The 19872-nt window shown below is 40.9% G+C and carries 20 protein-coding genes and 1 other RNA gene; 17 read left to right on the forward strand and 4 right to left on the reverse strand.

All coding sequences use genetic code 11. The features are described from left to right. Positions 1–145: 145 nt before the first annotated feature. Positions 146–1342 (reverse strand): peptide antibiotic transporter SbmA, encoded by a 1197-nt coding sequence (gene sbmA, locus FTT78_RS10785; RefSeq protein WP_179991304.1) that lies wholly within the window; start codon positions 1340–1342, stop codon positions 146–148. 395 nt (positions 1343–1737) lie between these two features. Between sbmA and FTT78_RS10790 the strand changes: the two genes are divergently transcribed. Next, positions 1738–1944: a hypothetical protein gene (locus FTT78_RS10790; protein WP_004975391.1), complete on the forward strand. Its 207-nt coding sequence runs from the start codon at positions 1738–1740 to the stop codon at positions 1942–1944. A gap of 664 nt (positions 1945–2608) precedes the next feature. Further along, on the forward strand, positions 2609–3967 hold the full coding sequence (locus FTT78_RS10795; RefSeq protein WP_104852384.1) for an NAD(P)-binding domain-containing protein: 1359 nt from the start codon (positions 2609–2611) through the stop codon (positions 3965–3967). Positions 3968–4086: 119 nt separating this feature from the next. Here FTT78_RS10795 and glpK read toward each other — a convergent pair whose 3' ends face one another. Continuing rightward, positions 4087–5571 carry a glycerol kinase GlpK gene (gene glpK, locus FTT78_RS10800; RefSeq protein WP_180008604.1) on the reverse strand — a complete coding sequence of 495 codons (1485 nt, stop codon included), beginning with the start codon at positions 5569–5571 and terminating at the stop codon, positions 4087–4089. A gap of 130 nt (positions 5572–5701) precedes the next feature. Here glpK and ssrA point away from each other — a divergent pair. From ssrA to FTT78_RS10870, 15 genes are all read left to right on the forward strand, one after another. Next, positions 5702–6061, forward strand: a transfer-messenger RNA (tmRNA) gene (gene ssrA / locus FTT78_RS10805). Between the two features lie 179 nt (positions 6062–6240). Then, positions 6241–7470, forward strand: coding sequence for a tyrosine-type recombinase/integrase (locus FTT78_RS10810; RefSeq protein WP_180044283.1), 1230 nt, complete (start codon positions 6241–6243; stop codon positions 7468–7470). Positions 7471–7628: 158 nt separating this feature from the next. Next, entirely contained in the window at positions 7629–8573 is a 945-nt protein-coding gene (locus FTT78_RS10815) for a hypothetical protein (protein WP_180044281.1), read from the forward strand. Between the two features lie 102 nt (positions 8574–8675). Further along, positions 8676–8891, forward strand: coding sequence for a transcriptional regulator (locus tag FTT78_RS10820; RefSeq protein WP_180044279.1), 216 nt, complete (start codon positions 8676–8678; stop codon positions 8889–8891). A gap of 3 nt (positions 8892–8894) precedes the next feature. Beyond that, complete coding sequence (locus tag FTT78_RS10825; protein ID WP_019837972.1) at positions 8895–9113, forward strand: helix-turn-helix domain-containing protein; 219 nt, start codon at positions 8895–8897, stop codon at positions 9111–9113. After that, on the forward strand, positions 9110–9478 hold the full coding sequence (locus FTT78_RS10830; RefSeq protein ID WP_180044277.1) for a hypothetical protein: 369 nt from the start codon (positions 9110–9112) through the stop codon (positions 9476–9478). The genes FTT78_RS10825 and FTT78_RS10830 overlap by 4 nt, the downstream gene beginning before the upstream one ends. Before the next feature lie 8 nt (positions 9479–9486). Then, positions 9487–9873, forward strand: coding sequence for a hypothetical protein (locus FTT78_RS10835; protein ID WP_257221927.1), 387 nt, complete (start codon positions 9487–9489; stop codon positions 9871–9873). After that, positions 9866–10171 (forward strand): hypothetical protein, encoded by a 306-nt coding sequence (locus FTT78_RS10840; protein WP_180044275.1) that lies wholly within the window; start codon positions 9866–9868, stop codon positions 10169–10171. Before FTT78_RS10835 ends, FTT78_RS10840 begins: the two co-directional genes overlap by 8 nt. Next, positions 10168–12264: a YfjI family protein gene (locus FTT78_RS10845; RefSeq protein ID WP_257221926.1), complete on the forward strand. Its 2097-nt coding sequence runs from the start codon at positions 10168–10170 to the stop codon at positions 12262–12264. The genes FTT78_RS10840 and FTT78_RS10845 overlap by 4 nt, the downstream gene beginning before the upstream one ends. A gap of 238 nt (positions 12265–12502) precedes the next feature. Further along, positions 12503–12829: a single-stranded DNA-binding protein gene (ssb, locus tag FTT78_RS10850; RefSeq protein ID WP_180044273.1), complete on the forward strand. Its 327-nt coding sequence runs from the start codon at positions 12503–12505 to the stop codon at positions 12827–12829. Between the two features lie 545 nt (positions 12830–13374). Beyond that, complete coding sequence (locus tag FTT78_RS13500; protein WP_257221924.1) at positions 13375–13503, forward strand: hypothetical protein; 129 nt, start codon at positions 13375–13377, stop codon at positions 13501–13503. 1490 nt (positions 13504–14993) lie between these two features. Beyond that, on the forward strand, positions 14994–15236 hold the full coding sequence (locus FTT78_RS10855; RefSeq protein ID WP_004975383.1) for a hypothetical protein: 243 nt from the start codon (positions 14994–14996) through the stop codon (positions 15234–15236). A gap of 185 nt (positions 15237–15421) precedes the next feature. Then, a complete protein-coding gene (locus FTT78_RS10860) occupies positions 15422–16573 on the forward strand; it encodes an efflux RND transporter periplasmic adaptor subunit (protein ID WP_179996026.1) in 1152 nt (383 codons plus the stop codon). Continuing rightward, positions 16570–17778, forward strand: a complete 1209-nt coding sequence (locus FTT78_RS10865) for an ABC transporter permease (protein ID WP_180044271.1) — start codon at positions 16570–16572, stop codon at positions 17776–17778. The genes FTT78_RS10860 and FTT78_RS10865 overlap by 4 nt, the downstream gene beginning before the upstream one ends. A 1-nt stretch (position 17779) precedes the next feature. Next, positions 17780–18487 carry an ABC transporter ATP-binding protein gene (locus tag FTT78_RS10870; RefSeq protein WP_179996024.1) on the forward strand — a complete coding sequence of 236 codons (708 nt, stop codon included), beginning with the start codon at positions 17780–17782 and terminating at the stop codon, positions 18485–18487. A 139-nt stretch (positions 18488–18626) separates the two neighbouring features. On the opposite strand, the gene FTT78_RS10875 is transcribed toward FTT78_RS10870, so the two are convergent. Further along, the gene (locus tag FTT78_RS10875; protein ID WP_004975369.1) at positions 18627–18944 is read right to left on the reverse strand and encodes a hypothetical protein; all 318 of its coding nucleotides are present in this window, start codon (positions 18942–18944) and stop codon (positions 18627–18629) included. A gap of 140 nt (positions 18945–19084) precedes the next feature. Then, entirely contained in the window at positions 19085–19867 is a 783-nt protein-coding gene (locus tag FTT78_RS10880; RefSeq protein ID WP_154320426.1) for a sulfite exporter TauE/SafE family protein, read from the reverse strand. Positions 19868–19872 lie beyond the last annotated feature (5 nt).

Consider the following 19872-nt stretch of genomic DNA (forward strand, 5'->3'; position numbering starts at 1 on the left):
CAATTCATCACAGTTTTTTATGATTTTGAATACTAACACTCATATTATTTTTTATACAACTGTTCAGATCAATTTATATTTGGCAGTCACCACTCTAAACATGCGAACGCGACATCCACAACACTTATGAATGTCGCCATCAAAACTATTGATCCAAGGTCGATTCAAATGCTTTTAAACGCTTATGAATAGACAAGAGCTCAATAATAGTCGGCCAAGACGCGATGAGGTACTGGAACGACTCACGGACTTTGCCAAATACGTTGGCGATTTGCATCATCAAGCCCAAGGTAATTGCCCCTGCGGCAATGCTTGGGAATAACACAAATAAGCCGTAAATATTGTCTAATTGCATATACCAAATACGCACCAAGTTAAAATAGGCGTAGTGGAAATATAGACGGAAATAATTAAAGCGCACCTTGCTAAACAGTTCTTTTAAACTCAGCGGATCGGCACGTTCTGGATGATCTTCACCATAAACCAGTTCTTTACGATATGCAGCTTCGACTTTTTGGTTGTTAAATTCCAAACCTGGAAGTTTTGCACCCACCACCATCAACACCACCGTACCAAATACTGCCCAGCCAACAGCCGCCCACACTAAGGCATACGGAATTTCCCCAATTATAGGCAAGGCTTTGACATGCACAGACAAACTAAACAGCACAGGTAAAAATGCCAACAAAGTCATTAGGGCTTCGACTAAATTCACCCCTAAAGTTTCCATGGTTCTGGCAAAACGCATGGTATCTTCTTGAATACGCTGTGATGCACCTTCAATATGTCTGAGTTTTTCCCAATGTGCGGTGTAATAATTATTCATTGCCGTACGCCAACGGAAGACATAGTGACTGACAAAAAACAAGTTCAAAACCATTAAGGTCACAGCCACCATGGCGATGTATAAAAAGGTCAGCACGCCTGTATAGAGCTCATTGACATCTCCACCACCACTACTGAGCATTTTTTGAATCAGGTCATAAAATGGGTTGTACCAAGCATTCACCACAACATTGACTTGTACCCCAAACCAAATATTGAACAGGATGAATGCCGATCCCCATACCGACCAACGCTGCCACGGGTTATTAGATTTAAATTTCCAAAAGGTGGCAAAAATAGTGGTTGATACAAAAAACCAGAAATAAAACCATAAAAATGCAGGTGACCAAAAACGACTGACATCAATGGGTAATGTTGCTTCGGCATAACCTTGTGGGAAGCCAATCCAACTGCCCCATGCGCTACCGCCTGAATACCACAAAGCCAGATTAATGGCGAACCAAACAAGCAATGAAATAAAAAACCACTTTGGATTTGGAAAAAATGACTTAAACATGCAGACAAAAAGCCTTTATTTTTTAAATTGGAATGTAAAACCCAGTGCCTTCACCACTTAAAAAAGCGTGAATGGATACTTTAACTTTTATACTTTATACGCTGTTTTTTCAGCAATAATTTTATTTTTATACTGAAAACTGTAAATTTCATCAATCGGCTATATTTTACTGCGCTGTTCATTTGCCATTCATCTAAGAAATTACATCAAATTTCAATTTCTTATATTTTTAAAATGTCAAATTATGAAGTATTGGGCAAATTTATTGCGATTTTTTGACCAACAATTCAAGTACAAAATATTTAAACCCGACACAAATTTACGATTTTGTGTAGATTATTCATCAATTTACTATATAATACAGTTGATTAAAAATAACTCATTTAGGGTGCGGTATGGAATCTCCAACAGAAAACATTGCTATTGAGCTACTTGAACCTATTGTTCTACGTAAAGAAAACTGCGCACCAATTGAATTCGAGCAAGGTACAATTTTAAAAGTTTTATTGGTTAATCCTAACTCCTACTTGGTTACCGTAGACGACGAATTTAACTTTACTGTCTCTTTAGAAGATGAAAATAAGGTGTGGCGTAAACTTTAATTACTGAGTCGCCACAAACTTTAATGATTGAATGTACGCAAAGCACATTCAATCATTAGATAAAGCTTGATAAATACGCTACTGCTTTCATGGCTTATAAAAACTAAACTTTCATTACACCTATCAATCACAGCATCCTTTTAATTTTTCAGAAGTCCACTTCGGGTATGGCTCTCTGAAAATGTTGCCTAAGATTCAGTTTTCAATCCTCTGTATATCATTGTAGATTTTGCAACAATCTCATCAAAATCACCTTTATATTGGGCAAAATGAGATAAAAATTAGCTTTAAATTTTCATCTTATTTTCTCTATAAAAATCAATAAAATATACCAATTGATCAAACCAAAACAACAACAGCAATGACTTTAAATTCACTTTTACAACTAAGCAAAACCAAAATTAATCAAAAATTATGATAAGATCATGCTTCTTGTAAAACACATTTTTTTATAAAGATGAGTTGCTTAAGCAATTTTTACTGTCTTTAGTGTGTTTTATTTTTTCTATTTTTTTAATTCACATCCTATTTTGACAAGATCTACTTGATCTCTAAATTTAGGATTGTATTTGCTTATTTTTATAATGCGGATATTTAAAATCCTGAATTGTGTCACTCAAAATTGGAGAAGTAATTAAGAACTCAAAAACTAATGGAGATAGCAATGGATCGAATTGCAATTATTGGCGCTGGCCCAAGCGGCATGGCCCAATTAAGAGCGTTTCAGTCAGCAAAGGCCAAAGGTCTACAAGTTCCTGAAATTGTATGTTTCGAAAAACAAAATGATTGGGGTGGACTCTGGAACTATACTTGGCGCACAGGTATAGATGAACATGGCGAACCTGTCCACGGCAGTATGTACCGTTATTTATGGTCAAATGGCCCTAAAGAAGCGCTAGAATTTGCCGATTATACTTTTGATGAACACTTCAAAAAACCAATCGCGTCTTATCCGCCACGCGCAGTGTTGTGGGATTATATTCAAGGTCGTGCAGAAAAAGCACAGGTGAAAGACTTAGTCCGCTTTAATACCGCCGTTCAGCATATTCATTATGATGATGCGACGCAAAAATTTACGGTTGATGTCGAAGATTACGCACAGCAACGTCATTATTCAGAACAGTTTGATTATGTTGTGGTGGCCTCTGGGCACTTTTCTACCCCGCGTGTCCCTGTTTATGAAGGCTTTGATCAATTCCATGGTCGTATTTTACACGCGCATGATTTCCGTGATGCACTGGAATTTAAAGGTAAATCAGTGCTGTTGGTGGGCAGCAGCTACTCTGCCGAAGACATTGGTTCGCAATGTTATAAATACGGCGCCAAACAAATTTACAGTTGCTATCGCAGTAAAGCCATGGGCTTTAAGTGGCCCAAAAACTGGTCTGAAAAACCACAATTACTGCGTGTAGATGAAAATACTGCTTATTTTGGTGATGGAACATCGGCCAAAATTGATGCCATTATTTTATGTACGGGCTATTTACACCACTTCCCGTTTATTGAAGATGGCTTGCGCCTCAGAACGCATAACTGCCTTTATCCACTAGGTTTATATCAAGGTGTGGTTTGGGAAAAGAATCCACGTTTGTTCTATTTGGGTATGCAAGATCAATGGTACACCTTCAATATGTTCGATGCGCAGGCATGGTTTGTCCGCGATGTGATTTTGGGCAAAATTGCGTTGCCAAGCATAGACGAAATGCAAAGCCATACCCAAACCTTGCATGAAAAAGAACAACGCTTAATGAGCGATGAACAATCTGCACGTTTTCAAGGGGATTACATCAAACGCCTGATTGCGCAGACCGACTATCCATCTTTCAATATTGATGCAGTACACGATATTTTCATGCAATGGAAAAAGCATAAAAAAGAAAATATTATGGGCTTTAGAGATAAAGTTTATCGCTCAGTGATGACAGGAAAAATGGCTAAACCGCATCACACACCATGGCTTTATGCACTAGATGATTCTTTGGAAAGTTATCTAGAAGATGAAGCTCAACGTGAGGCAATGTAAGGCGTAATCTAAAAGATCAAAGTAACGAAAAAACAGCTACAAGCCTCAAAAGTTTTGCTGATGAGGCTTGTGGTTTAAAGATTTATTTCAACTTAGCGTTATTTTAGAAATAGCGCTGATTATAAGTCTGACTTAGCACGTTTTAAGGCTTGTTGCCAACGCGCTAAATGTTCTGCACGCTCTGCTTCATTCATTTGGGGTTCAAATACCCGATCTAACTGCCAAGATGCTGAAATTTCAGATAAGTCAGAAAATACACCCGCCTTTAAACCTGCCATAGCTGCTGCTCCCCAAGCGGTTGATTCCAACATTTTAGGACGTAACACAGGCACATTTAAAATATCGGCTTGGAATTGCATCAACATATCATTTTGACTAGCACCACCATCGACTCGAAGCTCTTTCAGTGGATGATCTAAATCGGATTGCATCGCAGTGAGTACATCCGACACCTGAAATGCAATGGATTCCAAGGCAGCACGGGCAATATGTGCCTTGTTGGTGCCACGTGACATTCCACATAAAAGCGCTCGCGCTTCACTGTCCCAATGTGGCGCACCAAGCCCTGTAAATGCAGGAACTAGCACTACACCATCGCTAGAAGTTACACTATTGGCAAGTTGTTCCACATCGCTGCTTTTTTGGATAATACCCAAACCATCGCGCAGCCATTGCACCACCGCGCCTGCCATAAAAACACTGCCTTCAAGGGCAAAATGGGTTTGATTTTGACATTGCCACGCCAAAGTGGTAAGTAACTTATTTTGGCTAAATTGCACCTGATTGCCTGTATTAAACAACATAAAACAGCCTGTACCATAGGTGTTTTTTGCTGTTCCAACTTCAAAGCACGATTGCCCAAACAACGCCGCCTGCTGATCGCCTAAAATACCTGTAATTGGGATATTCGCGCCCAATAAACCCGTTGCGGTATCTGCAATATAGCTGTCGGATGCAATAATTTTGGGTAAGACCGATGCGGGAATTTGAAATAATTCCAGTAATTCTTCATCCCAAGTTTGGCGATGTAAATTCATCAACATCGTTCTTGAAGCATTACTCGCTTCAATGACATGCTCTGCGCCTTGGGTCAAATTCCAAATTAACCAACTGTCGATGGTGCCAAAAGCCACGTGCCCCTGTTGTGCCAATGCTTTTAACCCATCGACATGCTCAAGCAACCACACCAGTTTGCCTGCACTAAAATACGGATCTATACGCAGACCTGTTTTTTCCTGAATCAATTGCATCTGGTTATTTTGAATCAACTGATGACACCAATCAGCCGCACGACGATCTTGCCAAATTATGGCAGGTGCCAGTGGTTTGCCTGTGCGTTTATCCCACACCACTGTGGTTTCACGTTGATTGGTCACGCCAATCGCGTGAATGTCTTTAGCCAAAATACCTGCAGTCGCCAGAGCCTGTTGCACCACAGCAATTTGATTTGACCAGATTTCTTGAGCATCTTGCTCCACCCAACCTGAATGTGGGGTCTGAATATGGGTTTCTCGTTGTGCCGTTGCCTGAACTTGTCCGTGTTCATTGAAGATGATAGCGCGACTAGAGGTTGTGCCTTGATCGAGTGCTAGTAAATAACTCATATTTTTTATTGTGTTTGACTTGAAAAATAAAATATTAGCGCAATTATGTAACTAAGCGCATCGAAATGTGTAATTGTGCAGAAAATACATCGTAATTTTTGCCAGCTATGCTATGATTGCGCTGTGATATGGGGGTGTTATTGGCTTCGACGCTGATGATGAAGCTCATAGATGCATGCCGAGAGCGCATTTTCTCTCGTAAATCAAATTTGCATTAAAATAGTCGCAAACGACGAATCTTACGCTCTAGCTGCCTAAGGGCCGCTTGTCCGCTTCACTGAATACTTGTGGTCAGTGAACCCGACTGAAGCGCACGCACACAAGTCCGTATAGAGTTGAGCCTCGGGACTTTATACCAAACTTAGAGGATCGCACTTTAAACCCTGTTCGTCGGGTCTTAGAGTGTTAAAACAATAGACGATATCTAAGCATGTAGTATTCTCGAGTGTAGTGTTGGCGGACGCGGGTTCAACTCCCGCCACCTCCACCATATACCTAACAAAACATGGCAAAATATGCCAAGTTTTAAAAGATAAAGGCTTGATTCTAAAGGGATTGAGCCTTTTTTCTTGCCTAAACATAACCAAATATAACTAGCCATAGGGATACATGCCATGTATCCTAGCGTGTATCCCCTCATATTTATTGAACTGGCAGGGATACAAGAAAATGAAACGAACAGACATAAAACGCAGACCACTAGCAGACACCGTACTTGCAACCCTTGAGCCTGAATTAAAAGAATATCGGGAGCTAGACGGCAACGGCTTATATTTCCGTGTCAAACCTGATGGTAATAAATCGTGGCAACTACGATATAAAAAAGCTGATGGTAAATGGTCATGGTTAGGTATTGGTGGCTATCCTGAAATATCAGGACAGTTAGCACGTAAAAAAGCGCAAGAACTTTTAAGTGACATTTCAAAAGGTGATAACCCCATCATCACCAAACAAGAACGCAAGCGAAAAGAGCTTGAGCAGAATAATGCTACCTTTGAAGTCTTAGCCCGAGAATGGTTAGACACAAAAAAGGAATCATGGGTACAGGACACCATGACCCGAAATAAAGGCGCACTGGAAAAACATATATTCCCAATTTTTGGGAAACGCTTGTACACCACCATAAAGCCTATTGAATGGATGAACTTGTTAAAAAGTATTCAGCAAGAGAAAGGTATTTTTGAGCAAGTGAACCGTATGCGCTCGATGTGTCGTGACATTTACGACTTTGCAAAAGTCACTGGACGTATGGACTACAACCCAGTTGAGGGCATTCAAAAATACTTACAGCAAGGCAAGAAGCAAAACATGCTGCATGTGAGCGAACTTGAGTTACCCCCACTGTTAAGAGCTATCAATAATTATCCGACTATGGATGTGCGTATAGGCTTGCAACTTTTAGCTATGTTGTTTTGCCGACCAACTGAACTAAGACAAGCCAAGTGGCAAGAATTTGATTTAGAGCAAGGCTTATGGAATATCCCTGCTGAACGTATGAAGAAACGCCGTGAGCATCTTGTACCGTTGCCAACTCAAGCCACTACCCTATTAAAAGAATTGCAAAGCTATGAAACCAATTCTGAATACTTATTTCCGAGCAGATCGGACAAGAGCAAGCCAAAGTCAGACACAGTTTTCATTATGGCTTTGCGCCGTATGGGTTATGAGGGCAGACAAACCCCACACGGATTTAGACATATTGCGAGTACCTTGTTAAACAATCGTGGCTTTGATGAACGCCATATTGAAGCAGCACTGGCACACGTAAAGGACGGTGTGGCGGGCGTATATAACAAGGCTCAATATTTAGATGACAGAGCAAGTATGATGCAATGGTACGCCAATCATTTAGAAGAAGTTGCAGATCAGAGCATTATTCAGTTTAAAAAAGCACAGTGACAAGGCTTGTCGCACTACTAGCCAATAGATGCACAAATATAGGTAAATATAGATTATATTCAGATTGCTAAGTCTAGGTTAGCTCCCGAAAGTCGGACACCCATCCGATTGGCTTAGCAGCTTTTTTTTGGGGGATGCTGTGGGAGGCATGAATAACAATGAATGATATTAAAAATCCAGCACCTTTTTACACCCTTAAGCAAGCAGCCAAAGAATTAAATAGAATATTAAAAGTTGACTACTACGATAGAAAGAAACTGTTATCTATAGCTTTGGTTTATGACTTAAAACTACATGCTTACTTTAGTGGCGACATAAGCGTATTTGTTGATATAAATTTTTATTTTCTAAATAAACGCGAACTGGGTACGACCATTAAAGAAATTACTGAGGAAATAATTAATTTTGAAATAATAGGTGGAGCATTACTTGAACTCAATACTTATTCAATAGAAAAAATTTACCACTTCGGGCAATCTGATGTGAATAATTATGGGCTTGAAAACATTACCAACTTAAATGCAGATGCTGCTAATCAGTCTCATTTCCTAAGTTATTCACCTCTAAAACAAAAATATCTAAAATATATTAGCGAGCAAGAAATTAAAGAAATAGAGATTCTAGGCATTTTCCCAATTCGCAATACAATTACCAAAGAAAACCCCACCAGACCGCGCAAATACTCTACTTATCGTAATGAAGATAACGAGGACATATATCACCCAATTATTACAAGGGAGGATATTTTTTTAACACATACCCAATTAACTAGAGTTGCGGACGGAGTGCTAGCTATTCGTGAAGCCAATTCCCATGACACCCGAAAGGAAACATCAAACTCATACAAGAATCGAAAGCCACAAGGAAAAAGCAGAGCAAAAGAACACGCTCAAATAGCAGCAAAGACCTTAGCTAATTTTCTGTGGAATCAAGACAAAGATAATCAAATTAAAATCAAGGAAATGGCTATCACAGTGCATGCTGAGCTATACCAAACTGAACATCGTGAGCAATTACCAAATCATTCAGTATCATTAAAAGATTGGATTAAAGATATTGCCCCCGAATATGCTAGAGAGGCTGGCAGACCAAAAGAAATGTAGAGTAAGTGACTCTTAATGTATAGCAAGTAGCACTTACCACCTATTTCCCATTAAAAAACAAAAACATACTTAACCCATACTTTTTCATGTATGGGTTTTTTTATGACTATTCAACCAATCCGTGTTCAATTCAAAACAGCTTGCCAAATTCTTGATGTAAGCCGTGAATCATTGCGCCATATCGTGCGTACAGATGCCACATTTCCCCGACCTATTAAGACTGGCGACACCAAACAAGCACCAGTCTATTTCGACTATACAGAGCTTGTAGAGTGGCACAACAAGCAGCGTTTAAGCCTTGCAACTATGGAGGTTTAATCAATGAATAACACTCAATTAAAACAAGTCCTAGCACACCTTAAACAAGGCAAAACCCTCTCCCAAGCTGAGGCTATCGACCTATTCAACTGCTATCGACTGAGCGCAATTATTCAGCGTTTACGAAATGCAGGTTATGACATTGTGACCCATAACGAGCGCAATAAGTCAGGCATTGGCAGACATGCACGTTATGAACTTATTAAGCAGGTGGCAGCATGAATAAGCATATTGACCCTGAATTTTTTAAAGCCTTTGACCACTACAAAGCAATGGTGAAGCAATACGGAGATGACCACCCCATCACCGAGCAGGCACTCATTTTAACAATGCACTACACGCCTGAGCATATCAAAGAGGAAATGCACCAAAAGGCTAAGGAATTAAACCTATTGCCACCGCCAAGCGGTTACACGGATGACGGCGAACCCATGTACCGCCTAGAGGACATTGCAAAGCACTTTGGCATTAGCTTTGAGGAAGCAGAGCAGCATTTATTACAGATGATGGATAACCGCCAAAAGGTCGGATTATCAAATGATGGGGTTTTGATTAATCCCAACACCAATTTTAACCGTGTGCAGTAGGTGGAAGCATGAAAGAGCTATTTTTAGAAATGTTTAGAGGACTACTTTTGGGTATGTGCTTTGTTTTGTTTTGCTTTGTTATTGCAACTCTAAGCCGTTCTGTTTATGCTGTAGACCTCTCAAAAAATATCAGCGTCACCCCACAGCGTCATTGTGGTTTTATTGTGCCCAAGTTTTGCAAAGCCTCTCAAGCTGCGCAGAAAACAAGCGCAAGCGTTTCAGCTACGCCAACAAGGCTGCAATCCCTCTATGAGGGGATGACACAACAAAATAAGTCAGCAATGGCGAATATGTTGGGCGGTACTGATATACCGAGAGTGAATCCCCTCACCAGTTTTAAACATGGTGAAATCTCTCAAAACTCAAAAATATCAGGAGGCAATCATCATGCCTAATCAAAATGCTAAAGCTATCCCTCACCAATACCATGCTGGCGATATGCAAGACGTAAATGCACTGGCAGCAGAGGGTTTAAGTTGGGCAGCAATGGGACTGCATGACCTAAACCTACACATTAAGAAAATCAAAGCTGAATTAGACAAGATTGGAGTAGAAACAGAGTATCGCTTCATGCAGCTTGATGAAATCTTAGGTATGCACCAATACCTTGCTGAACACCGTGCAAATTGCCACAAAGAACAAGCTGAACACTACCGTGAGGAATGGGAAAGAATAAAAGGGGGTGAAGTATGAATGCAAAACACCCTGATATTTTAAATAAGCCAACGCCTATAGTGGTGAATATCGACCCAGTAACAGGGCATCGGGTAGAGTTTTTTCAGCTAGAAGATTTTGCGCCAAATTGTATTGATGAGCGCAATTTCAAAGTTAAGCCTGAGAGCTATATTTGTTCTAAATTGCCTAGTTATAACTGTGAAAATTGCGAAGCCTACACGCTCATAAATCCAACCGAATTGAGCGAGGTTATAGGCTATGCAATCAGAGGTACAGCAAGAAAATACGACACCACCACAACACCATTTAAAGAAATAGACAGCCAACAAGTGTCATTCATTATTGGTAAAAAAGGATTGTTTGCAAGTGGTTTAAATAAACCTCATTTATCGTATGTAGTCGGTACAAATGATATGGATTTATTTATTCAACTTGCTAAGGCAGGCAAAGCGGTTTTGCTGCATCAAAGTTTAGATGAAGCGTACAAGATTTTAAACAGTGGTATGCCTGAAAATGTTTTTAGATTGATTGCAGGCAAGTCTACCCCAGTAAACAACGCTGATTTATTTGTTCAAGTTGATGACTCTTTTAGAGCGTTTACCTCTCAACAAATAGAAACGTTTTTTCTTGAGAAACGGAAGCAAATTATTGAATCAGGTGCATTCAATCAAGATGCAGATTCTCAACACTGGGGCGAGTTGCTGCCACTACAACAAGAGGAATCAGCAGCAAGCAACCCTTACCCTATTGATGCACTGCCCTTATTGGCAAAAGAAGCGGTTTTGGCTATTTCCGAGCATGTGCAATCACCCATAGCCATGACTGCTCAATGTGTTATTGGTGCAATGTCACATATTGCCCAAGCTAAAGTAAATGCACCCGATAGATTCAAAGCACACGGCGAGCCATGCAGCCTATTTTTACTCACAGAGGGGCAAAGTGGCAGCCGTAAGAGTACAAGCAAAAATCTAGCAGATCGGGCGATTTTGGAATATGAGCGCAAGCAGTACGAAATATATCGAACCGAGTTAGAGCAATGGAAAAGTGGGCAAGCAGGATTGCCAAAAAAAGACCGTGAGGCGTACTGTGCAGAGAATCCACCACCGAATGACCCAAGCACCCTATACAGTGACATTACCCTTGAATCTATTGCAGGATTGTTTATTGATGGAATCTTGCAAAATGCTTCAATCTCAAGTGATGAAGCAGGGCAATTTTTCGGTGGGCATACCATGAAAGCCGATACACGTAACCAAGCATTAGGCGGTTATACAAAATTGTTTGATGATGGATATGTGGAACGTACACGCTCAAAGTCAAACCTCAATGGCAGTGGTCGGGCGCATGACGTTCGAGTGACGTTTAATCTACAAGGGCAGCGTGAAGTTTTAGACAATGCCTTAAAAGACCCAGTGCTAAGAGGACAAGGCTTTTTGCCTAGATTCATCTTAACTATTCCTGAAAACTTGGCAGGCACACGCCTACAAAATGCAGCATATCGCAACAAAAACGCCAACAAAGACCACAGGCTTATTGCTTATTGGACACGGTGCGAATCATTGCTCGATAGCTGCCCACAGGTGCAGACAGAGCATGAGTTGCATAATGGGCGGTATGTCATCCCTATGAATGAGGAAGCCATAGCGATTGATACGGAGTTTTATAACGTCATTGAGTCGCTACAACGTGTAGGAAAGCGTTTTGAGTACCTACAAGCGTTTGCGAGCCGTGCAAGCCAATTGGCACGCCGTTTAGCAACGGTATTTTCTTATTTTGAGGGATTGCAACAGATTGATGGTAAAACCCTAAAAGGAGCTTGTGAGGTCGTCAAACATTCATTAAATGAATGGGCAATGTATGCAGAAATTGAGGTTAAAGCGGAAAGTGATGCTGAAAAGCTGATTAAGTGGATTGTCGGTAAATGTGTGCAGCAAAAAACAGACAGACTTACTTACTCATATATACAAACCTCATGCCCTAGACCTATGCAGAAAAACAAAAACCTTTTGGAAATGGTTATTCAGCAACTAGAGGATTCACACCACATCAAGATTGAATCACTAGGGCGTACTCGATACGTTGTAATTAACCCTTTATTACTGGAATCGTGACTAAGTGACTAAGTTAAGCTGTAAGCCTTACAGGGCAAGGCTTTTCACTTAGCAGTCAGCAAAAATGGCTTTGACTAAATGACTAAGTGGATGACTAAAAACTATATTCATTTAGTCACTTAGTCATTGCGTTATTTAGTGACTACTGAACGCAAAGCCTTATATATAAAGGCATACAGAGCAATTTAGTCATTTAGTCAGCTTTTTAGATAAATGAAATATATTTGAGAATTGAACAATGCCAAACGTGAACAAAGCAATCGTAATGGGTGTATTAGGTCGTGACCCTGAAACTAAGAATTTCCCCAACGGCGGTAGCGTTACCAATTTTAGCGTTGCAACTACTGACCACTGGAAAGACAAGACCACTGGAGAGCGCAAAGAGGCTACAGAATGGCACAGAATCAGCACTAACAACCGATTAGCCGAGATTGCTAGTAAGTACCTAAAGAAAGGCAGCAAGGTTTATATTGAGGGCAGCATGAGAACAAGGAAGTGGAAAGACCAAAGCGGTGCAGATCGGGAAGTCACAGAGATAAAAGCCGATGTTCTGCAATTGCTGTGATGCACTTCACTTTCCGACCAACAGCAAAGCAAGTGAGCAGTAAACTGTTTTATAATTGATGTAGAAAAATCGCTGTAGTTTTTAGTTTTGCCCATACTCCCCAGTATGGGTATTTTTTTGGCTGTAATTCAGTATTCAAGTATTACTTGATAACTGGGCATCTTAGACCGCATTAGATCGGCAAAGTCTAATTAGACAAAACCTAGACCATGATTGCCAACCTAAATCATTAGTGAAATCTCATATTGAAAACACTGTAAAATGACTGAAACACAGAGTACATAAGGCATTGAGCCTGATTTAATACCTATCAATTAAAGCGAGGTTATCAATGGAAAAAACACACGGTCAAATTGAAGATTGTTTGAACTTGGACAGCCGAGTCATGGCTCGATATAAGGTATTTGATGGTGGAGGAAGTAACTCATGGGCATGGCGAAAAGGCGACTCTCAAGAAGTATTTTCATCTATAACATATCACTACGATAACGGCGGTTTAACATTAAGCTACACATGCAACGAGCAGCAGCACCGCTATTTAGTGGATGTTGTCACCACACCATGCAACTACGGTGGAAAGCGATATTGGTTTAATTGCCCAAAGTGTTCTAAGCGAGTTGCAAAGCTATACCTACGCAATTCAATGTTTTTCTGTAGAACTTGCCACAAACTGAACTACAGCACACAGCAGAGTTGCAAACTAGAAAGCACCCGAATCGGCATGTATAAAATCAGGAATAAACTTAACTGGCAGTATGACACCGCATTCATGAAGTCGTGGCATAAATTGAAGCCTAAAGGGATGCACCATTCAACCTATAACAGATTGGTACAGAGGCATGACGAACTAGAGCGAAAGTCAGAGCAATATTGCATTGCAAACTTTCATGCCTTTATGAATAGACATGGTTTAAAACCATCATGGGATTAAACAGGACTTGCACAGTGCTACACCCTTACAGATGCGATAGCAGCAGGCTTGCACCCTTTTTTATAGAGTGCAAGTAGTGTTGATTGTTCTATCAATAATTTATTGTTTTCTAAGGTAAACGCAAAAATACGTTGGCTAACCATCGGGGGGCGGTGAATAGCTGTACCATGATTCAAAACCTAGACCGCAGCCAATCGCACGTATAAAAAAATTTCTGTTTTTGTTAAAAAGTTAACTTTTTGTTAACTGCTACGGCGTTCTAAATGTGAGGTTTTGTGAGGTTGTGAACTTAGGATTACTTAGGATTTACGCAGTAGTCCGAAAAACTAACATTTACTGACAGTAGGACTAGCGCAATTTTGCATTTCGTAACAACTACGCGCGCGCACGCGAGGGAGCGAGTTAAAGTGTGGTTTTGACCTTTAAAATCCCAATAGAGTTACAGTGTGATTATTCGGGCGGTTTACTGCTACAAATAGCCTGAACATAGGACTACCCCCCACTGGGGGATATGCTCAAATTTGAGCGCATCCAAACAACCAAGTGCCTTTCGGCAATCACCGAAACGATAGTGGAAATGCTTAAAGATAGTTAGTGAGTAACTGAGTAACTTAAAGTAACTCACAATGGATAAGATTCTAAATCTAATCCCACCTGAGCCACCAATAAGGTGAGCAGCTTAAATACTTAGGTTTTCGTTCCACCAAAAAGAGGAGCGAAAAAACACAGCAAACAATTGTTGAAGTGCTAGAGAATTAAAAAAAAGCGTGGGCGTACGAGCGAGTTTAAATCCTGAGTTGGACTCCCCTTTTCCCCACCAAACCCGACAAGAAAACAGCCTAGCAGCACATAATTTGTATCCCAGTTTGTATCCCTAACTTTTTAATAATATTTTTATTATTTATAAACAATAACTTATTAATTTTGTTCAATTGACGCCACCCCACCAAATTCTTAAATTCATATGAAGTTACATAACTAAATATGACTAAAAAAGCCTTAAACATCAGTGTTTAAGGCTTTTTCTATGGGTTTTGCGTCCAATGCTATCCAGAACAAATTGACCCAAATTTGAATAAATTGGGTCAAAATTGCGTCAATTTGACCCACAACATTTAGATCTATAATGACCTGAAGCGAAGTACATCTCTCAAACAACCCTTGTCATAAATTTGTAATGTTTGTTGCTTATAAATTCTTAGAAATTTCAACTTTATATTTTAAGGTTCAGGAATGTCAGCAAACATCAGCTTAAAGTATCTAAATTCATTGATCAGTGATGCTCAGACTAAAGGCAATAAAATTGAGAAAATATTATTGGGCTATAAGGCTTATTATTTTTTCATGTCAGATAGTGATTTCCATAAGGCAGTGACTAGCTCTGCACTCTCGCCAAGCAAACGTAAATATAAAGACCATAAAATTAAAGTGACCCAAGACGACTATCAAATTGAGGTAAAACTTCACGAAAAATGATCAGGATTGCTCACTTTTGCACAATACAGGTTCAAATCCACTTTTAGGATTTAAGCCTTTTTATTGGACGGTTTATTCATCTCCAAACATTTTTCGCTTTCATCCCCCAAACCGAATAACTCTCCCGCACAATAACAAAATAGATTATATTCTCCTTAATTGATAAAAAATTATGCGGAGTACACATGCAGGTATTTCCCTTAGGCAAGCGAACGATTTCCGTGATTGTGGTCATTGTAGCTTTGGTTTTATTGTTAATTTACGTAGTCTTACGCACAGGCCCATTTGCCCCTGTCAACGTCACCCTCACGCAAGCCAAATATCAATCCATTCAACCTAGCCTGTTTGGCATAGCTACCGTTGAAGCGCGTTATAACTATAAAATTGGCCCAACTGCAGCAGGTCGCTTAAAAAACTTAAAAGTAGATATTGGCGATAACGTACAAGCAGGACAACTGTTAGGCGAAATGGATCCTGTCGATTTGGAAGATCGTTTATTGGCTCAACGTGCGATAATCCAAAAAATTACCGCTCAGCAACAAGACACTCAAATCCGTCAAAATTTTGCGCAGCAACAAGTCAAGCGTTATCAACAACTGGCCAAAATCAATGCCACCAGCCAAGAATCTTTAGCCATTAAACAACAAGAGCTCGATTTGGCAACGGCGGCACTCAGCGCGATGCAACAAGAACTCAATAAAGCACGCGCAGACTTAAACACCTTACAAGCACAGCGCGATAATTTAAATTTAGTGGCCACAGCCGCAGGTGTCGTCACTGCACGTTATGCAGAACCGGGTTCAACAGTCGTGGCAGGTCAAACAGTACTAGAAATTGTCGATCCTAACTCCATTTGGATGAATGCCCGTTTCGATCAATCCAGTGCGATTGGTTTAGCTGCAGGTTTACCTGCTCAAATTCATTTACGTTCACGGCAAAATAATGCTTTGGCAGGTCATGTGTTATGGGTAGAACCCCGTGCCGATGCCATTACCGAAGAAATTTTAGCCAAGGTGGTTTTTAATCAACCACCAACGCCTCTTCCGCCTTTGGGTGAGTTAGCAGAAGTCACCATCAGCCTCGCACCATTGGCACGCAGTTTAACCATTCCCAATGCGGCAGTTCACCGTATCGATAACCAAGTGGGGGTGTGGGAAGTTGCAGCAGAAAAACCACAATTTGTTGAAGTTCAATTGGGACGTTCAAATTTAGCGGGCGATGTGCAAGTGCTCGCAGGCTTATCTGAAAATGATCAAGTGGTACTGTATAGCGAAAAACCACTGCATGCCAAAAACCGTTTACGGGTTGTGAAGCAACTTGCAGGAGCAGCTAAATGATTAGTCTAGCAGGTCGTGATATTTTCCATTCATGGGGTAAATTTGTATTTACTGGCTTTGGACTCGGCTTGCTGATTGGTGTGACCTTAATTATGGCTGGTGTGTATCGCGGCATGGTAGATGATGCCAAAGCCCTGCTGAATAACAGTGGTGCTGACCTATGGGTTGTACAGCAAGATACGCTTGGTCCTTATGCAGAACCTTCAAGTGTACGTGATGATTTATATCGTAGTGTGATGAATATGCCTGGGGTGGCGCATGCTTCAAATATTACTTATTTGACCATGCAAGTGCATCATCAAGACAAAGATATTCGCTCGATGGTGGTCGGGATTCAAACAGGTGAACATGCGTGGAATAACTTGGGGTGGCCACCACACTTGTTGGCAGGACGTCAATTGACTCGTGGACACTATGAAGCTGTAGCCGACATTAGTACGGGATTAAAGTTGGGTGATCGTATTAAAATCCGTCGTAACACCTTTACCGTGGTGGGTTTAACCCGACGCATGGTGTCTTCGGGTGGTGACCCGATGATTTTTATTCCGCTGAAAGATGCACAACAGGCGCAATTCCAAAAGGACAATGCTGCCATTTTACAAGACCGTAGACGAACTGCAGAAAACCCGATTTATAATCGCCCTGCTTATCCTGACTTGCTTGAAAGCGTACTCAATGCACAAAGCAGCAACCGTTATGTAAACGCCATTTTAGTCCGTTTAAATGCAGGCGCTTCGGCTGAAGAAACAGCTGCCCATATTCAGCGTTGGCAACAACTGACAGTCTATACCCGCCTGCAGATGGAATACATTTTAATCAGCAAAATGATTGCCACATCTGCCAAACAAATTGCCATGTTTTTAGTGATTTTGGCCTTGGTCAGCGCCGCGATTGTGGCATTTATTATTTATACCCTGACTATGGACAAAATTCGTGAAATTGCGGTCTTAAAATTAATCGGCACACGCAATCGCACAATCGCTTGGATGATCTTGCAACAAGCACTCGCGCTGGGATTAATTGGATTTGCTGTCGGTAAAATCAGTTCAACTTTTGCAGCACCATATTTCCCCAAATATGTCTTATTGGTTCCACAAGATTCGATTTTCGGATTTTTTGCGGTGATGCTGATTTGCATGTTAGCCAGTTTGGTTGCAATTCGGATGGCACTGCGTATTGACCCTGCCGAAGCAATTGGGGGATAACATGACACACGGCATTTTAATTGAAGGTTTAAAAAAGCGTTTTGGACAAGGTGACAATGCCTTTTATGCCTTAAAAGATGTCAATATGCAGGTTGCGCCCGGTGAAGTAGTTGGGCTGATTGGCCCCTCAGGTTCGGGCAAAAGTACCTTACTCAAATGTTTAGGTGCAGTGATTGATCCTACCGAAGGACGCATGACTTTGGGCGATGAGGTGATTTTTGATCAACGTTGGTTAGTCAAAGACTTAAGTGCCTTACGCCGCGACAAAATTGGTTTTATGTTCCAAACCCCGTACTTAATTCCTTTTTTAAATGTTTTGGATAATGTAGCGCTGCTGCCAATGTTGGCAGGCATAGCCAATGACATTGCTCGCGCCCGCGCATTGGAAATTTTAACGGCGCTCGATGTGCAGCATCGGGTACATGCTATGCCTGGACAATTGTCTGGTGGTGAACAGCAGCGTGTCGCCATTGCACGTGGCTTGATTAATCAACCGCCTGTGATTTTAGCCGATGAACCCACTGCACCATTGGATAGTGTACGCGCGATGACCGTGATTCGCTTATTACACGAAATGGCAGAAAAATTTCAAACTGCAATTATTGTAGTCACACATGACGATAAAATCATCCCTACCTTTAAACGCTTGTACCACATTCGAGATGGTGTGACTTATGAAGAACAAGGCGAAGGACGTCCTTTTAAGTAGGCTCTAAAGTTTTCAGCGCTGGAAACTGATGTTTTAGCTCAATATAAAAACCGCGCTTAAATCATTCAAACGCGGTTTTTTAAATATTCACAGGTCAGTAAACTGAACCCATCGGCATCTTATTCAGCCAACATTTTACTCAGTATTCATAGCCATTGTTGATAGACCATTGCTGCAATTTGCCATAATAGATTTCATCGTTGAACAGTAGGTCTGCTTTAGAGGCAGCATTACTTTCTTCAGTTGGGCAGAAACCATCATCACAATCGGCATCGACAACCCAGCAACCACGAACGAACAATACTTTATTGCCTTCTTGCTCCAGTTGTTTCTGAACGCGATCAATCGCTTCATGTAAGTCATCTGCGCCTAAATATGCGGTCAAATACGCATAAGAGCCTGTTTCATCGGATGCTTTGCGGAACTCGACACCCACACAAAATAAATGTTTTTTCATTCTTGGCTCCTTGTCATCTTATACAGCTAAACTAATCTTTAATTTGGTCTAGGTCTAGTGCTTTTTCTTACACTTAACAATACGTTACCTATTCACAATACTGCAGTTCAAAGTAAAAACATAGTATCCAAATATTAGACTTAAGCCATAATCGCTGTATAAATGAGGTAGAACGCAACACCAATGACTGTTGTAGCAAATACCTTTTGTACAGTATTGCTATTCATGCGATGTACCAAAGTACGTCCAAGTAACATCCCGACAATACACGCCAGAACAAAGGTGATGGTGACTGCCATTGGGTACTGAAAGCCATCTAAAACGTGTGCTGAAATACTCACGCCACCAATCAGGAAAATAATCATCAAAGAGGTTGCGACGATACTGCGCATATCCAAATCGGTAAATTTACGCAATAACGGCACAATAATAAAACCACCGCCCACACCCAACAAACCCGTCAGCAAGCCTGCAATTACACCAACACCACCAAGCAAAGACGCCGTTTTAACATTCCAAATTAAGCGTCCTGTGTTTTGGTTTACCTTACACGGTGGATTAATTTGGTCGTTGACTTTATTAAAGAAAATACGATACGCCACAATAAACATGACCAGACTGAACGCCAGTGTTAACCAAATGGGCGGGACAATACCTGCCAAATGCACCCCATAACGTGCAGATGGAATACTGATTAAGGCAATCCACAATGCAGCACGATAACGCACAATACGTTTGAACAAGCCTTCAACTGTGCCAACCAAAGCTGCCAAAGTGACTGCCAATAAACCCACGGGTGCAGCCTGCGCCACAGTCCAGCCTTGGCTTGCCATAAGAGCAGGAACGGCAAGAATGCCGCCCCCTGCCCCAGTTAAACCCAGCAAAGTACCAATCGCCAAGCCTTCTAGGATTAACATCCACATGCGTA

Origin of the sequence: Acinetobacter sp. YH01011, assembly GCF_013420785.1 — a bacterium.
Taxonomy (GTDB): Bacteria; Pseudomonadota; Gammaproteobacteria; order Pseudomonadales; family Moraxellaceae; genus Acinetobacter; species Acinetobacter towneri.